The organism is Pseudomonas sp. PDM05 (assembly GCF_014851685.1).
GTDB lineage: Bacteria > Pseudomonadota > Gammaproteobacteria > Pseudomonadales > Pseudomonadaceae > Aquipseudomonas.
Map to the genome: position 1 here is coordinate 13,884 of NZ_JACVAC010000015.1, position 15,942 is coordinate 29,825.

General features: G+C 61.2%; 17 protein-coding genes. 15 read left to right on the top strand and 2 right to left on the bottom strand.

Annotation, left to right across the window (positions count from 1 at the left end; genetic code table 11):
* Positions 1-8: 8 nt before the first annotated feature.
* Positions 9-530 carry a demethoxyubiquinone hydroxylase family protein gene (locus IB241_RS23335; protein ID WP_318652610.1) on the bottom strand — a complete coding sequence of 174 codons (522 nt, stop codon included), beginning with the start codon at positions 528-530 and terminating at the stop codon, positions 9-11.
* Between the two features lie 150 nt (positions 531-680).
* Here IB241_RS23335 and IB241_RS23340 point away from each other — a divergent pair, with 150 nt between their 5' ends.
* From IB241_RS23340 to IB241_RS23370, 7 genes are all read left to right on the top strand, one after another.
* Positions 681-1,061 carry a response regulator gene (locus tag IB241_RS23340; RefSeq protein ID WP_192300561.1) on the top strand — a complete coding sequence of 127 codons (381 nt, stop codon included), beginning with the start codon at positions 681-683 and terminating at the stop codon, positions 1,059-1,061.
* Positions 1,062-1,256: 195 nt separating this feature from the next.
* Positions 1,257-1,871: a biliverdin-producing heme oxygenase gene (locus IB241_RS23345; protein ID WP_192300562.1), complete on the top strand. Its 615-nt coding sequence runs from the start codon at positions 1,257-1,259 to the stop codon at positions 1,869-1,871.
* On the top strand, positions 1,868-4,111 hold the full coding sequence (locus tag IB241_RS23350) for an ATP-binding protein (RefSeq protein WP_192300563.1): 2,244 nt from the start codon (positions 1,868-1,870) through the stop codon (positions 4,109-4,111). The genes IB241_RS23345 and IB241_RS23350 overlap by 4 nt, the downstream gene beginning before the upstream one ends.
* Positions 4,112-4,233: 122 nt before the next feature.
* Positions 4,234-4,431, top strand: coding sequence for a hypothetical protein (locus IB241_RS23355; protein ID WP_192300564.1), 198 nt, complete (start codon positions 4,234-4,236; stop codon positions 4,429-4,431).
* Between the two features lie 110 nt (positions 4,432-4,541).
* Positions 4,542-6,425, top strand: coding sequence for an alkaline phosphatase D family protein (locus IB241_RS23360; protein ID WP_192300565.1), 1,884 nt, complete (start codon positions 4,542-4,544; stop codon positions 6,423-6,425).
* A gap of 191 nt (positions 6,426-6,616) precedes the next feature.
* Positions 6,617-6,958 (top strand): type II toxin-antitoxin system RelE/ParE family toxin, encoded by a 342-nt coding sequence (locus tag IB241_RS23365; protein ID WP_192300566.1) that lies wholly within the window; start codon positions 6,617-6,619, stop codon positions 6,956-6,958.
* 9 nt (positions 6,959-6,967) lie between these two features.
* Entirely contained in the window at positions 6,968-7,285 is a 318-nt protein-coding gene (locus IB241_RS23370; protein WP_192300567.1) for an XRE family transcriptional regulator, read from the top strand.
* A 168-nt stretch (positions 7,286-7,453) separates the two neighbouring features.
* Here IB241_RS23370 and IB241_RS23375 read toward each other — a convergent pair whose 3' ends face one another.
* On the bottom strand, positions 7,454-8,482 hold the full coding sequence (locus tag IB241_RS23375) for an amino acid ABC transporter substrate-binding protein (protein WP_192300568.1): 1,029 nt from the start codon (positions 8,480-8,482) through the stop codon (positions 7,454-7,456).
* 143 nt (positions 8,483-8,625) lie between these two features.
* On the opposite strand from IB241_RS23375, the gene IB241_RS23380 reads away from it, so the two are divergent.
* From IB241_RS23380 to IB241_RS23415, 8 genes are all read left to right on the top strand, one after another.
* The gene (locus IB241_RS23380) at positions 8,626-9,522 is read left to right on the top strand and encodes a LysR substrate-binding domain-containing protein (protein WP_192300569.1); all 897 of its coding nucleotides are present in this window, start codon (positions 8,626-8,628) and stop codon (positions 9,520-9,522) included.
* 148 nt (positions 9,523-9,670) lie between these two features.
* Positions 9,671-10,921 carry an aspartate aminotransferase family protein gene (locus IB241_RS23385; protein WP_192300570.1) on the top strand — a complete coding sequence of 417 codons (1,251 nt, stop codon included), beginning with the start codon at positions 9,671-9,673 and terminating at the stop codon, positions 10,919-10,921.
* A 123-nt stretch (positions 10,922-11,044) separates the two neighbouring features.
* Positions 11,045-11,458: a helix-turn-helix transcriptional regulator gene (locus IB241_RS23390; protein WP_192300571.1), complete on the top strand. Its 414-nt coding sequence runs from the start codon at positions 11,045-11,047 to the stop codon at positions 11,456-11,458.
* 170 nt (positions 11,459-11,628) lie between these two features.
* Entirely contained in the window at positions 11,629-12,354 is a 726-nt protein-coding gene (locus IB241_RS23395) for a sensor histidine kinase (RefSeq protein WP_192300572.1), read from the top strand.
* Positions 12,351-12,995 carry a response regulator transcription factor gene (locus IB241_RS23400; RefSeq protein ID WP_318652611.1) on the top strand — a complete coding sequence of 215 codons (645 nt, stop codon included), beginning with the start codon at positions 12,351-12,353 and terminating at the stop codon, positions 12,993-12,995. The genes IB241_RS23395 and IB241_RS23400 overlap by 4 nt, the downstream gene beginning before the upstream one ends.
* 203 nt (positions 12,996-13,198) lie before the next feature.
* Complete coding sequence (locus tag IB241_RS23405) at positions 13,199-14,557, top strand: hypothetical protein (protein ID WP_192300574.1); 1,359 nt, start codon at positions 13,199-13,201, stop codon at positions 14,555-14,557.
* A gap of 55 nt (positions 14,558-14,612) precedes the next feature.
* On the top strand, positions 14,613-15,686 hold the full coding sequence (locus IB241_RS23410) for a hypothetical protein (protein WP_192300575.1): 1,074 nt from the start codon (positions 14,613-14,615) through the stop codon (positions 15,684-15,686).
* 78 nt (positions 15,687-15,764) lie between these two features.
* A complete protein-coding gene (locus IB241_RS23415; protein ID WP_225595684.1) occupies positions 15,765-15,938 on the top strand; it encodes a hypothetical protein in 174 nt (57 codons plus the stop codon).
* Positions 15,939-15,942 lie beyond the last annotated feature (4 nt).

Genomic DNA, 15,942 nt, shown 5'->3' on the forward strand with positions numbered 1-15,942 from the left:
CCTGTTTGTCAGGAACGCATGCCCATCCAGATCACGGCTTCGGTCCACGCCGTGACCACCGGCGTCAACCCACGGAACCACGGGTCACGCTGATCAATCTGCGCCGCCGAGTGATCGTGGTGGTGCTGTTCTTCCTCGACAATCGAGGCAATCGCCGCTACGGCCTGCGGGTCGATGTCGTGCAAGCTCTGCAGTTGATGGGCCAGGTGGCGCAGCACCACGCTTTCCACGGCAACGGTGGTGGCAACGATCGCCTTGCGCCCGCACAGGCCAGTGATCAATCCCAGCACCAGGCCACCCAGCCCGCACAACCAATAGCTGCGGCAGCGGCGGTAACCGCGGCGTTGCAGTTCAGCCCTGAACACCTCGCGATGACGCCGTTCGTGGGAGAGGAACTCTTGCAACTCGGCCACCATGCCCGGGACCAACAACCGGGCCATGAACAGTTGGCCGCTGTAGATGCAAATCGCGCCATGCTCACCGGCATGGTCGACTTTGATCATGCGGTTGCCCAGATCCGGATCATTCACGGTTGACTGCCTTGCGCGAGTGGCCTTGAGGTGCGCGAGTATCCTGCAACGGCATTCTCATGACCACCCATCACTTCGAACACATCCGATCGAACCTATCCAGTCGTGCTCTACTCCACGTTAATGAACCCTGATGGTGGAGTAAGGATCATGGCTCAGCCATCGATTTTAGTGTTGGAAGACGACGAGATCATTCGCTCGTTAATGGTGGATGTGCTGGAGGAATTCGGGGCGCTGGTGACATCGTTTCCTTCGGCGGATGAAGGAATGATTTACCTGGAACGAGGCGACGAACCAGTGGACCTGATTGTCAGTGATGTTCAGATGCCGGGGTTGCTCAATGGCTATGACTTGAGCCGGGTGGTGGCCCATCGCTGGCCGAGCGTGCCGGTGCTACTGACGTCCGGTAATGCCAAACTGGCGACGCAATTGGGGGGCTCGGTGCGCTTTCTGCCCAAACCGTGGAGCACTGAACACCTGCTGGAGTCGGTGCAAACCGCACTGAGCGGGCACGGATCGTCCGTGCACTGATAGCATCACAACATCACTTAAACCGAACTTCGCGGCAAATAGTGCGGTCATTAATGAGGCATGGAGCGACTTTTCTGATCCGCTGGTCAGCCTATTCGCCTTGTGCGGACAGTTATCGGCTCTGAGGTGTGTAGAATCGTCGCCCATTTCCACGCGTCATTCATGGCCGACAGGCCCACAGTTCGAGCTAGCTGAATGCACTCAAAGGCCCATGACGTTGGTCCGCCCACCTTGCTGGAAGCGTTACGCACAGGCACTGCCCTGCTGCACGTAGCGCTGGAACAGCGCTTGCCGTTTTTCTCTGAACGGCTGGATGCCCATTGGTATGGGCGCCTGCTCCAGGCGTACTACGGCTTTTATCGGCCCATAGAAGCCTCACTGTATGACAACGCCTTGATTCCTGAAGGCTTCGACTCGGCAATGCGTCTGAAAACACCGACGCTGGTGGACGACCTGCACGCGCTGGGTCTGGACAACCTCGCCATCGACGCCCTGCCCCGCTGCGCCGAACTCCCGGTCTCCGACACCGCCGCCGCCTGTCTAGGCGCCTTGTATGTGCTCGAAGGCGCAACCTTGGGCGGCCAGGTACTGCGCCGGGAAATGGCCCAGCGCCTGGGCCTGGATGCCGACAACGGTGGCGCGTTTCTCAATGTGTACGGCGCCGAGACCGGTCGACGCTGGAAGGATTTCCTCGATTACCTGGGCCGCCTGCCGCTGGACGCTGACGCCAAACAGCGCGCGGTGGATGCAGCCTGTTCGACATTCAGCTGCTTTGAGCAATGGCTCGACAGCCAGGAGGTACTGCTATGAAACCCGACGATTTTGAAAAGCTGCTTGCCAACTGTGCCGACGAGCCCATTCGCTTCCCGGGAGCGATCCAGCCCCACGGCGTGCTGCTGACCTTGTCCGAACCGGGCCTGGAAATCATCCAGGTCAGCGCCAACATCGGCACGTTGTTCGGCCATGCGCCCGAGGCGCTGCTGGGTCAGCCGCTGCACACGCTGATTGGCAGCGAGCAAGCCCAGGCTGTTGCAGCCATGGCCGCAAACAACACGTTTTTTGACGCGCCACCGCTGCACGTCACGTTCAACGGTGCGGAATTCGAGGGCTTGTTGCATCGCCATCAGAACGTGTTGGTGCTGGAGTTCGAACCGCTGCTCAGGGATTTCCACCCACGGGCGCTGAACGGTCGCACCAGTGACCTGGGCAAGATGCTGCAGCGTTTGCAGTCGGCGAAAACCCTGCAGGCGCTGTACGAAATCAGCGTGAATGAAATCCAGGCCATGACCGGTTACGACCGTGTGCTGATCTACCGTTTCGAAGAGGAAGGCCATGGCCAGGTCATCGCCGAAGCATCAGCACCGTCCATGGAGCTTTTCAACGGGTTGTTCTTCCCCGCGTCCGACATCCCGGAGCAGGCCCGTGAGCTGTATCGCACCAACTGGCTACGCATCATCCCGAACGCAGCCTACGAACCCGTGCCACTGCTGCCCAAGCTGCGCCCGGACACCGGCCAACCGCTGGACCTGAGCTTCGCCACCCTGCGCAGCGTGTCGCCGATTCACTGCCAATACATGCAGAACATGGGTGTGTTGTCGTCCATGAGCATCTCGCTGATGAAGGGCGACAAGCTCTGGGGCCTGATCAGTTGCGGCAACCGCGCGCCGCTGCTGGTGCCGAACGACCTGCGCACCGCTTGCCAGACCATCGGCCAGGTGCTGTCGTTGCAGATCAGCGCCATGGAAGCCCTCGACCTGAACCGCCAACGCGAAGAAAAGGTCGAGGCCCTGGCCCTGCTGGATCAAGCGATGAAGGCGTCCCAAGAAAACGTCTTCGACGGCCTGGCCCAGCAAGCCCAGGTGCTGATGAACCTGACCCTGTCCGGCGGCGTGGCGATCATCGAAGACAAGCAACTGCACCGCTACGGCAATTGCCCGGAACCGGGGCAGATCCGTGCGCTGCACAAGTGGCTGCAACAAGGCGGCGAGCCGGTGTTTTCCAGCCACAACCTGGCCTCGGTGTATCCACCGGCCGTCGACTTCCAACAAGTCGCCAGCGGCGTGTTGGCCATGAGCCTGCCCAAGCCGGTGGACAACGGCGTGCTGTGGTTCCGCCCGGAAGTGAAAGAGAACATCAATTGGAGTGGCGACCCGAAAAAGCCGCTGGCCCTGGAAAACTCCGACGCAGGCCTGCGTCTTCGCCCACGCACCTCGTTTGAAATCTGGAAAGTGGAAATGGCTGGCATCTCCACCAAATGGAGCCATGGCGACCGCTTCGCCGCCAACGACCTGCGCCGGTCCGCCCTGGAAAACGACCTGGCGCGCCAGGTGCTGCGCGAGCAACAAGCGGTGCGCGCACGTGATGAGCTGGTGGCGGTGGTATCCCACGACCTGCGCAACCCGATGACTGTCATCTCGATGCTCTGCGGCATGATGCAAAAGGCCTTCAGCTCCGATGGCCCACACACCTCGCGGCGGATTTCCTCGGCCATCGACACCATGCAACAGGCCGCCGGGCGCATGAACGTGTTGCTGGAGGACCTGCTCGACACCTCGAAAATCGAGGCCGGGCGTTATGTGGTCAAGCCGGTGTCGCTGGATGTCAGCCAGATCTTTGAGGAGGCCTACTCGCTGCTGGCGCCGCTGGCGATGGAGAAAGGCATCGACCTGTCGTTCAATGCCGAGCCCGGCCTGCAGATCAATGCGGACCCGGAGCGCCTGTTCCAGGTGCTGTCGAACCTGATCGGCAATGCCATCAAGTTCACCCCGCGCCAGGGCAATATCGGTATCAGCGCCATGAGCAACGGTGAAGAGATCGTGTTTTCGGTACGTGACAGCGGTGAAGGCATTGCGCCGGAGCAACTGCCCCACGTGTTTGATCGCTATTGGACACAGACTGAAAACAATCCCACCGGCAGCGGGCTGGGGCTGTACATCACCCAAGGCATCATCCAGGCCCACGGCGGCAAAATTGTTGCTGAAAGCGAGGTGGGGCGTGGCAGCGAGTTCCGCTTTACGGTGCCCAAGGTGCTTGGCGATTCGCATACCTGAATCTCGCAACGTTTTGAGATGAGGCGCTTATAGGTTTCCCGTCACACGCTCTGTAAGGTCGGCTCGCGTCGCTGTGTCCATGATGCAGCGCGGCGTACCCCAACCATTCAGAGGAAAACGCCATGGATATTTTTTTCGGTTCTACCGCAACGTTCATACACAACATTCTGCCGGCCACTTCCACGCCGGCAAAAATCACAGTCCCCCGACAACCGCCGCCCACTCCGGACGCAAGCGTTGATTTCAGCGGTAGCAGAAACCGGCAAGACAAGCGGCGCTCTGGCAGCATCGACAGCCTGGGCGGCGGAAGAATCATCTGACGCGTTGAGTCAGGGGGCGGTTTAAATACCGTCCTCTGGGTCGCTTCGACAAAATGCTGACATCCACTGCGTTAATCTGAATATCGTCCTTGAACAGAGCCGTCATACCCATGCGTCAACCTGCTGTCCTCGCTGGCCCGCTTCTACGGCGGCTGGAACCCCACCGCCTGGTGTTCTGGCTGGTGGGCAGTCGCGAACTGGCGCCGACCCTCAAACTGCACGTTGCCGGGCAGGCCCGTCTGGTCACCCTGGACCAGGGCCAGTGCCAGGTCGTGCCGGTCGGGCGCCACGCGTTCATCCACCTGATCGACGTACCGCTGGATGACGCGCTGCCCGAGGATGTAGAGATTGGCTATGACCTGCTGATCGACGGCCACGGCATCGCCGATTGGGCGCCGCACCTGCTCTATGCCAATGCCCACGGCCCGACGTTCGTGTTGCACAGTCGCATCCAGCAACTGGTGCACGGCTCCTGCCGCAAACCCCATCACCGTGCCGACGAAGGCTTGTTGTGTGTCGACCGCCTGCTGGCGGGTGCACCCACCCCGACAGAACGTCCGGCCTTGCTGATGATGAGCGGCGACCAGATCTACGCCGACGATGTCGCCGGGCCGATGCTGCGGGCGATTCATGCCTTGGTCGAGCGCCTGGGCCTGTTCGACGAATCCCTTGAAGGTGCGGTGGTGGACGACAGCGCCAGCCTCTATGGGCATCGCGCCAGCTATTACCATCGTGCCGACCTGCTGCCCGCGCTGGAGAGCAACGAAACCCTGCGCGAACGCTTTTTTGGTGGGGCGAAGAAACCGATTTTCACCAGCAGCACCGCCGACAATCACTTGGTGACCTTTGCCGAAGTGATCGCGATGTACCTGCTGGTATGGTCGCCCACGCCGTGGACACTGATCGCGCCGCATCCGCCGCAGTTGAGTGCGGACGAACAACGGCGGTACGCCCGGGAACAGGTGCAGATCGAACGGTTCCGCGATGGCCTGCCGGGTGTCGCACGGGTGTTTGCGCACCTGTCGACGCTGATGATCTTTGACGACCATGACATCACCGACGACTGGAACCTCAGCGCCCAATGGGAAGAAACCGCCTACGGCCACCCGTTTTCCAAACGCATCATCGGCAACGCGCTGCTCGCCTATCTGCTCTGTCAGGGATGGGGTAACCAGCCGCAGGTGTTCAGCGATCTGCTGAGCCAGACCCAAACGCTCACCGCCCACGCACTGGACAATTGTCTCGATGCGACCAGACAGGATGAATTGCTCGAAACCCTGCTGACATTCCAGCACTGGCACTACGTGCTGCCCACCACTCCGGCCCTGGTGGTGCTCGACACCCGCACCCGGCGCTGGCGCAGCGAGTTCACCCTCAAGCAACCCTCCGGTCTGCTGGACTGGGAAGCCTTGAGCGAACTGCAACAGGCACTGCTCGACCACCCCTCGGCCATCATCGTCTCACCCGCACCGATCTTCGGCGTCAAGCTGATCGAAACCGTGCAAAAGGTCTTCAGCTGGTGCGGTTACCCGCTGCTGGTGGACGCGGAAAACTGGATGGCCCATCGCGGCGCCGCCCAGGTGATCCTCAATATCTTCCGTCACTCCCGCACGCCGGGTAACTACGTGATCCTCTCCGGCGACGTGCATTACTCGTTCGTCTACGAAGTGCTGATCCGCCACCGCAACGCCGGCCCGAAAATCTGGCAGATCACCAGCAGCGGCATCAAGAACGAATTCCCGCCGCGCCTGCTGGAATGGTTCGACCGCCTCAACCGCTGGCTCTACTCACCGCGCTCCCCGCTCAACTGGTTTACCCGTCGACGCACCATGCAAGTGGTGCCGCACATCCCCGAACACGCCGAAGCGGGCGAACGGCTATGGAATTCGGCAGGGATCGGCCAGGTGTTTTTCAACGAACAGGGCCAGCCTGAAGCGATCTACCAGCACAACGCCGATGGGACGCCGCGCACGCGCATGGTGGCGCCGCAGTAAGTTTTCTCACCTATGTAAAACCATGCTCTCACTCGCTCATCAGAATGTTCACAACCCTCTGTTTTTAAAGAAATTTTCTGAAAATATTCAAGCCTCGTCGTTCACCTAAACAGTGCCAGGCTCTTACCGGTCTTTGCGAAAAGCCCCATCAATCGCCGATTGCCATATGAACCTATTTTGGTGCACTCTCAGTGAACGACATACATCTCGTATTGAACGTCGCTTTTTTCCGAACGGAGGCTGGCAAGGAGCCCGTACGTGAATGGCTGATGGAACTGCCCAGGGAATCAAGAAAACTCATAGGCACTGACATCAAGTCGGTCCAGTTCGCGTGGCCGCAGGGAATGCCGCTGGTTCGAAAACTGGAACATCGACTCTGGGAGGTGCGAACTGACCTCGGTGAAAACATTGCACGAGTCATCTTCACGCTGGTTGATAGCGAAATGGTCCTGTTGCACGGTTTCATCAAAAAGACTCAGAAAACTCCGCTGATCGAGTTAGCTACCGCCAGACGTCGCAAAAACAAGCTATGAGGAACCCCCATGAACAAACATATCGGCTCCAGCTTCGATGATTTTCTCAACGACGATGGGCTCATAGAGGAAGTCTCTGCTGGCGCGTTGAAGCGTGTTATCGCCTGGCAATTGGCAGAAGCGATGAAAGCGCAGAAGGTCAGTAAAAAAGCACTGGCAGAACGTATGCATACCAGCCGCACAGCCGTAGACCGTGCACTCGACGGGAATGATGCGGGCATGACGCTGGCTACTCTGGCGAGCGCAGCCAGGGCATTGGGTCAGCGTGTAGAGGTGCGCCTGGTACCGAACTCCGATGCAAATGCCGCAGCCTGCGATGTCCAGTAACCCCCTGGGGGCGGTGGATCAGCCGGCCAATTTTTACCTGACCCACCGCCTGTGGCGAGGGAGCTTGCTCCCGCTGGGGCGCGAAGCGGCCCCAAAACATGGGGCTGCTGCGCAGTCCAGTGGGAGCAAGCGCCCTCGCCACAGGTTACTGCTCACCCTCTCTTGCGCTTACCTGACTGGCGGCGCGTATTGAATCCCGCCGTTGTTCCACAACGCATTCAACCCACGCTTGATCTTCAGCACGCTGCCCTGGCCAATGTTGCGCTCAAACACTTCGCCGTAGTTGCCCACCTGCTTGACGATCTGCACCACCCAATCCTTGCGCAGTTTCAGGTCCTTGCCGTACTCACCGTCTACGCCGAGCAAACGCGCCACATCCGGGTTCTTGGTGGTCTTGGCCTGCTCTTCGACGTTCTGCGAGGTGATGCCCATTTCCTCGGCATTGAGCATGGCAAACAGGGTCCACTTGACGATGCTGAACCACTCGTCATCGCCCTTGCGCACCAGCGGGCCCAGGGGTTCCTTGGAGATGATTTCCGGCAGCACCACAAATTCGTCCGGGTGGGCCATCTTGATGCGCTGGGCGTACAGGCCCGACTGGTCGGTGGTCAGCACGTCGCAACGGCCGGCTTCCAGGCCCTTGGCGCTTTCATCGGCGGTGTCGAAGGTGATCGGCGTGTACTTCAGGCCGTGGGTGCGAAAGTAGTCGGAGACATTGAGTTCGGTGGTGGTGCCGGCCTGGATACACACCGTCGCGCCGTCCAGTTGCTTGGCGCTGGTGACGCCCAGCTTGTTGTTCACCAGAAAGCCGATGCCGTCGTAGTAGGTCACGCCGGTGAACACCAGGCCCATGCCCGAATCCCGCGAACTGGTCCAGGTGGTGTTGCGCGAGATCAGGTCGATTTCGCCGGACTGCAACGCAGTGAAACGCTCCTTGGCGGTCAACTGGCTGAACTTCACTTTCGACGCATCACCAAACACCGCCGCCGCGACGGCGTGGCACACGTCCACATCGATGCCGGTCATCTTGCCGTTGCTGTCCGGCACACCAAAGCCTGGCAAACCGTCGCTGACACCGCACTGGATAAAGCCTTTCTTCTGGATCGCATCAAGGGTCACGCCCGCCTGGGCGGTGCCGGCCAGGCCCAGTACAGCGCCGGCAACAAGTGCGGCCAAGGTGGTTTTGAATGGGGTCATGCAAGGCTCTCCCTGTCGTTCTTTTTATTCGGCGCCGCATATCCCGCGCCGGTTTATAGTGCTGGCGGGCAGTATCAACGGCTTTGCGCCGCTGCCACAAACGACCTTTAGGCAAAGGCTCCTTCCGATTTGGAATGAACTGCATGATTTCAAAACGCTTGACCCCCTCGATGACCGCCCTGCAGTGCTTCGAAGCCGCTGCCCGCCACCTGAGTTTCACCCGCGCCGCCGAAGAGCTGCACCTGACCCAGAGTGCCGTGAGCAAGCAAGTGGCGCAGTTGGAGGAAATGCTCTGCCACAACCTCTTCGAACGGGTGCGCCAGCGCTTGTACCTGTCGCCGGCGGGGTCGCTGTACCTGGCCGAAGTGCGCAAGATCCTCACGCAGGTGGACATTTCCAGCCGCTACATCCTCACCTACGGTGGCGAGACCGAAGTGCTGCGCATCGCCACCCAACCGACCTTCGGTGACCGCTGGCTGGTGCCCAAGCTCAAGGACTTCGCGGCGCGCCACCCCAATATCCACCTCGACGTGCGCAACGAACTGGAACCCTTCGATGTGCTGCAGGCCAAGGCCGACATCGCGTTTTTCTTCGGCCAGGGCTCGTGGCCGGGGGCGACCTGCATCGAGTTGTTTCGTGAAGCGGTGGTACCGGTGTGTGCACCGGGGTTCGTCGCCGAGGGTAGCGACGCCTCGTCGCGCCATACCTTGCTGCAATGCACCTCGCGCCCGGAAGCCTGGCACGAATGGTTCCTGGAACAGGGCCTGCACTCGCAGAACAGCTACCACGGGCCGCGTTTCGACACCTTCTACATGTGCATCCGTGCCGCGCAGTCGGGCTACGGCGTAGCGCTGGTGCCACAGTATCTGGTGGCCGAAGAGCTGGCCAATGGCAGTTTGATGATTGCGTGGCAGTACGCGATGCCCAGCGCTGGCGCGCACTTTGTCGCCCACGCCGAACATGCCGGGGAGATTCCCAAGGTAAAGGCCTTTCTCAGCTGGATCGTCGAGGTAGCAAAGCAACGTGCTCCAACTGGATAGGCACCGCTGCACGCCCCGCGGCAGCAAGCGCCCTCGCCACGGCACATCCCGAATTTTAATAATGACCCGGCGACTTTATTTCGTTTGCGACAAGGCCCGGCGCACGGCTTAGATAAAAAGGTGCCCTCCATTGCCGAGTCCCCGATTCATGAGCCGCGAAACCATCAGCCAGTCGATTTCCATCGTTCACCCCATCAGCCTCAGCCACGGCAGGAACGCCGAGGTCTGGGACACCACGGGCAAACGGTATATCGATTTTGTCGGCGGCATCGGCGTACTCAACCTCGGCCATTGCCACCCCGGTGTGGTCGCAGCGATTCGCGAACAGGCGACAAAGTTGACCCACTACGCGTTCAACGCCGCGCCCCACGCGCCCTACATTGAACTGATGACGCGTCTGAGCGCGTTTATCCCAGTGGATTACCCGGTCAGCGGCATGCTCACCAACAGTGGCGCGGAAGCTGCGGAAAACGCCTTGAAGATCGTGCGCGGCGCCACTGGCCGCACGGCGGTGATCGCGTTTGACGGCGCGTTCCACGGCCGTACCCTGGCCACACTCAACCTCAATGGCAAGGTAGCGCCCTACAAGCAAAAGGTCGGCGTACTACCCGGCCCTGTGTACCACTTGCCTTATCCAAGCCCCGATAACGACGTGTCCTGCGCCGAGGCCTTGAAGGCCATGGACCGCCTGTTCAGCGTGGAAATCGACGTCAACGACGTGGCCTGCTTCATCATCGAGCCGGTGCAGGGCGAAGGCGGTTTCCTGGCCCTGGACAGTGGGTTCGCCCAAGCCCTGCGGCACTTTTGCGATGAAAAGAACATCCTGCTGATCGCCGATGAAATCCAGTCCGGCTTCGGCCGCACCGGCCAGCGCTTCGCCTTTTCGCGCCTGGGCATTGAGCCGGACCTGATCCTGCTGGGCAAAAGCATCGCCGGTGGCGTACCACTGGGTGCGGTGGTCGGGCGCAAGGCGCTGCTCGACAACCTGCCCAAAGGCGGATTGGGCGGCACCTATTCCGGCAACCCGATTGCCTGCGCAGCAGCGTTGGCCACGCTGGATGCGATGAGCGATGCGCACTTGAACACGTGGGGCGCGCAGCAGGAAGAAGCCATCGTCAGCCGCTACAACGCCTGGCGTGCACAAGGCCTGTCGCCCTACCTCGGCCGCCTGACCGGCGTCGGCGCCATGCGCGGCATCGAGTTGGCCCACGCCGACGGCACGCCGGCGCCCCAGCAACTCACGCAATTGCTCGGCCTGGCGCGGGATTCAGGCTTGCTGCTGATGCCCAGCGGCAAGTCGCGGCACATCATCCGCTTGCTCGCACCGCTGACGATCGAGCCTGCGGTGCTGGAGGAAGGCCTGGATATTTTGCAGCGCTGCCTGGCGCAGTTGGTCTGATTGCGTCACCTCTGAGCGGGTCGCCCCTCCGAACTGCTGTCAAAGTGCTATACCGTTGTTCTCAGCAGAGAACTCCAGGGTCACATTTTGCGCAGTCATCCCCATATGGAACCGGAGCGGGCCTTGAATACGGGTGCCCTGACGGCCCGCGAACAAGCGGTATTGCGATTGATCAGCATGGGCATGGATTGCCAGGCGGTAGCCCTGCACCTGGCCATCAGCCCACTGACCGCGCGTAAACACCGCAGCAATATCCTGGCGAAAACCGGGCTCAAGTCTGCGGTTCAACTCGCCACCTTTGCCGTCGAATGGGAATTCCACCCCGGCCGTCGGCGGCTGGCCCTTGCACCACCGTTGACACGCCGTGAACGGGAAATTGCCGAATACATCGCCGCCGGGCAAACCAGCAAGCAAATTGCAAAAAACCTGGGCATCAGTGACCTCACCGTGCGCAAACACCGGGAAAACCTCTACCGTAAACTCGGCATCCAGCGCATGGCGCAACTGGTCCTCTACTGCCTGCAACACCCGCTCTAGACCGCCATGCCCGCGTAAAACCTACGCCATCGGCAGTATTGCGCTGCACGCGGCTGGGCTCCAATGTTGTGATTCATCCCCTTTGCAAGGAACATCGGGCAAGCGACACAGCAACCTTCAGCACCGCCCTTTTTGTGACGCACTATCCCGATCTATCACGGAGACAAGGAATGTCACGTCAAAAAACCCTGCGTGCCGGGCCACAGACCTTTGCCCCGCACGCCTCGCCAGCAACGCCTGTGCTTGAACTGTCGCCGCTTGAACAAGAGCGCCGACGCATTTCCCACGAGCTGCACGACCAACCGCTGCAAACCCTGGCATGGGCGCAACTGCGCCTGGCGGAGTTGAATCGCCACGAGGGCAGCGCCCATATCCGACCGATGATCGAGGACATACGGCGCCTGATTCGTGACGTGAGCCAACAACTGCGCCACGTGATCGACGGCCTCGTGCGCCCCCCCGCCGGCGGCTTGCGCCTGGATGATGCGCTGCGTACCAGCGTGCGCGAAATGCACCAGCGCTTCACTGGTTCGCCATCGATTCTGCTCAACCTTCAGGGGCCACGCCTGCCGCTTGCGCCACCGCTGATGGCCGCCGTGTTGCGTGCCGTCCATGAGTTGCTGGCCAACCTGCGCAAACACAGCGAGGCGAGCCAGGCGTTCCTGAGTTCTTCGTGCCTTCAGCGCTGCGTTGAAGTGGTGCTGGCCGATTGTGGCCGTGGCTTTGACCCGACGCTGATAGACCCCTCCCGCGGCTTGGCGAGCATCCGCCAGCGCCTGGAAGCGGTCGGTGCCAGGCTAATGATCGACTCGCGCCCTGGCTTTGGCACATGTGCCCGTGTGGTGATCCCAATGGCCCCTGCACACCACCGGCGTTTCAGGGTACCTGCGCCGTGAGCGGCGCCCCATTGCGGGTGCTGCTGGTTGACGATCACCAACTGTTTCGCCAGGGCCTGGCCGCCTTGCTCGCCGCCGAGGCGGACATGCACGTCGTCGGCCAGGCAGAAAATGGCCTGCAGGCGTTGTCGCAGATTGACCTGCTGCGCCCCGAGTTGGTGGTGCTGGATATGGAGATGCCGCTGCTCAACGGTATCGACACGTTGCTTCGCGCCCGCCAGGCCTACCCCGCCGTGCGTTGTCTGTGCGTTTCCGCCCATGGTGAACTGCGCAAGATTGCCCTGGCGCTGGAGTCGGGGGCCTGCGGTTACCTGCTCAAGGACTGCGCCGCCGAAGAACTGCTCAAGGCCTTGCGCAGTGTGGCCGGCGGGCGCATCTACCTGTCACCGGAGGTGGCCACCGAGATGGTCGCCCATCAACACCCCAGCCAACGCACCGGGGTCGCCGGAGCCCCCTTGAGCCCGCGCGAAAAACAGATCCTGCAGTTGCTGGTGGAAGGCTGCACCACGCGGGCGATTGCCGAACGCATGCACATCAGCAGCAAGACCGTGAGCACCCACCGCGAGCACATCATGAGCAAGCTCAACGTCAAAGGCATCGCCCAATTGACCCGTTATGCGCTGCGCGAAGGCCTGGTCTGACGGCGGGCATCGGTACTTGTACCGATCCGAAAATCAGCATTGCGGAACACGTAAATCAGCATCCGGCACAGTGCCTCGAACGCCCGCGATGACGAATATGGCCTCCGGCTATCAGTGCCCTTCACCTTTTGCATTGATGGCCTTCGGAGACCGCGGCGGTTGCCCGGTGCTCGGTTTACTCAACCGATTTGGAGCTTAATGTCATGGCTAACGTTGATACGCTGGACCTGTGGGCAAAATGGATGGGGGCTGTACAAAATCAAGCACTGAGCGGTGGGCTGGGCGGCGGTCAGCGCTTCAGCGCGGGTTCCACCACGCTGAACGTCGACCTGGGCAACGTCGACCCGACGATCGTCAATTACTACATCCACGGCCTGGGCGATGTGGTGCCCGCCAACAGCCCGTCGTACTCGCCGGCCGGCGGCCTGCTGACCAGCTACGCGGTGTTTCTGGACTGCATCGACCTGGGCGCGATCCCCAACCCGAACCTGGCCAGCCAGGTGAACCTTGCTACGTCGGCGTTGAACACCGCGCAAACCGCGTTCAACAACGTCACCACCCAGGCGATCCAGCAGTACGTCAACTACAAAGCCATCAACTCTCCACCGTTTGTGCCGTTCTCGACGTGGGTCGTACAAAGCTACCCAAGCTACGTCACCGCCAACAACAATCTGCTTGGCGCCGCCAACGCCCTCGATTCGTTGATGGTGCAGGCGTATGGCGCCGGGTATGTGCCGTTGCAGCAAGCACGCAGCAAGGTCGGGATCAACGGTGCGCAGAGCCTCACCGCGCAAAACCCGTTCAACATGGCCGTGACCTCCGGGTCGATCGCAGCGCCGGGTTCACAGCCGGTGGTCGTCGGTGGCACCACTCCACCACCGGCCAGTGCGTTGGTATCGTCCTTTGCTCCGTCCTACACCCTGCAAGGATTTGCCACCGCGTATGCCGCCTGGCAAGCCGCCAGCGTCGCCGGGCAGGTCGGGGCCTCGATCTCGGTCAGCTCCAGCACCGCCAGTTACAGTTTCAGCCAATCCGGCTGGAGTGCTTCGGCGAATGCCAGCCTGTTCGGTGATTTTTTCAACTTCACCGCCAGCGGTTCCGCCAGTGGCCAGAAAACCAGCATCGACACCTCAAGCAGCGACTTCTCGCTGACCGTCGACTTCACTGGTCTGGGCAGCTTTATCATCGCTCCGGGCGCCTGGTGGGATAACGGTTCGCTGGTGAACACCTTCCAGAACAAACTCAAACCGGGCTCGCCGGCCTTCTTCGGCGAAAACGGCTCCCTGGCGGCCGTGCCGACGCAACTGGTGGTCGGCTTTGAGCCAACGGTGAAACTGAAAATGAAGGCCAGCGACTACAGCAACGTGAAAAGCAGCTGGCAATCCCAGGCCACCGCGTCCATCGGCATCGGCCCGTTCCGCATCGGGTCGGCGACTACGTCCGCCTATGGCAGCAAACAAGACATCCGTTGGGATGACGCCTCGGCCACCGTGACCATCGGTCCGATCCACAGCAGCCTGCCGATTCTGTTGGGTGTGGTCAGCCAACAACTGGGCCAGTGACAGCCCGGCCGGGAGCCTTCGCGGCTCCCGGCCTCATGGCACAGGAGTATCGCGCGTGGCAGACCCAACGCTTTGGCAGCTATACGACCAAACCTTGGCCAACCTGGCCCAAGTAGCACCCGGCGAAGTGTTTTCGATTACCGCGCTCAACACCTACACCGACCTGGGTAGCCCGATTCCGGCCATATGCAACGCCAGCATCTACCAGTTGGGCAATGGCATTCCCGTGCCCACGGGGACTTATTCGATCCACAGCGGGGTGTTCACCGCTTACTGGATTTACCTCAGCTACTTGCTGGAAGCCGCACAACCGGTATCTCTGGCGAACGTAAACGCCAGCCCGGTCGACTTTGATCGGTATCGGCAACTGGTGAGCACCTCGACGCCGCCCAATCCCTTGCAGGCCCAACAACTGAACAGCACACCGCTGTCCCAGACCCATCAACACCTGATGGCGACGCTGGGGCCGAGCGTCCCCGAGATTTGCGCGGCACTCAATCAATGCTGGTTGGCCATGCAGCCGGAGAAGGTCGCGACCAACATGTGGGTGCAACTGGCGGCGGGCGCTCCTCAGTACCTGTATCCCGGCTATGCCCTGGAAAACTGGAGCGCCACGTTTGCACAGTGGCAAGCACGCGTTGCCCCCGTGGCAGTGCTCGATGCCGTCAGCGTCAACGTGCCGGAAAGCGCGCCTGCCTTTATCCAAGTGGATACCGCCAGCCTCGCCGCCCTGGAAGACACCACGACGCTGAGCCTGAGCGTGTCGATGCAGGCCTTCGGCACCTTCAGCCTGAGCCCCGCCGCGTGGCTCGACCCGAGCTTCTTCGACGCCACCCGTTACCCACTGCCCGCTGGCGCACCGCCCTTTCTGGCGCTCGACGGCCCGCTTGGCCTGCTGCCGCTCAAGGCAGTGCTGGGCTTTCGCCCGTGCCTGAAACTGCGCGCCAGCACCCTGCAATCGGCCCAGCAATTGGCCAGCAATGTGAGCCGTATCGGCCCGTTCTCGGTGCAGGCCGGCGCGGTGACGAGTGCGGGCTCGGACCAGTTCGATATTGAGCTTGATTCCACCGACATCGACATACCGGTGTTGCTCGGGGTGATCAGCATCCCAAGCGCCACGGGTCATTAAGCGCTGTACCGCCATCCACTCAGGGAGAACCCAACCATGGCCAGCTATTGCCAGGAAAAATTCACGCAAGACGGAACCATGACCGAACTGAAAGTCTGCTGGCGCCAGGACAAGCACGTCCATGACGCGACGCTGATCACCACCATCGCCATCTGGCTGGGCACCACCCAGGGCGGCACGTGGACGGTGCGGGCCAACAGTTATGAAAGCAACAAGCAAAGCTGCTCGGTGGGAGCGGTCACCTACCCCTAGGCCG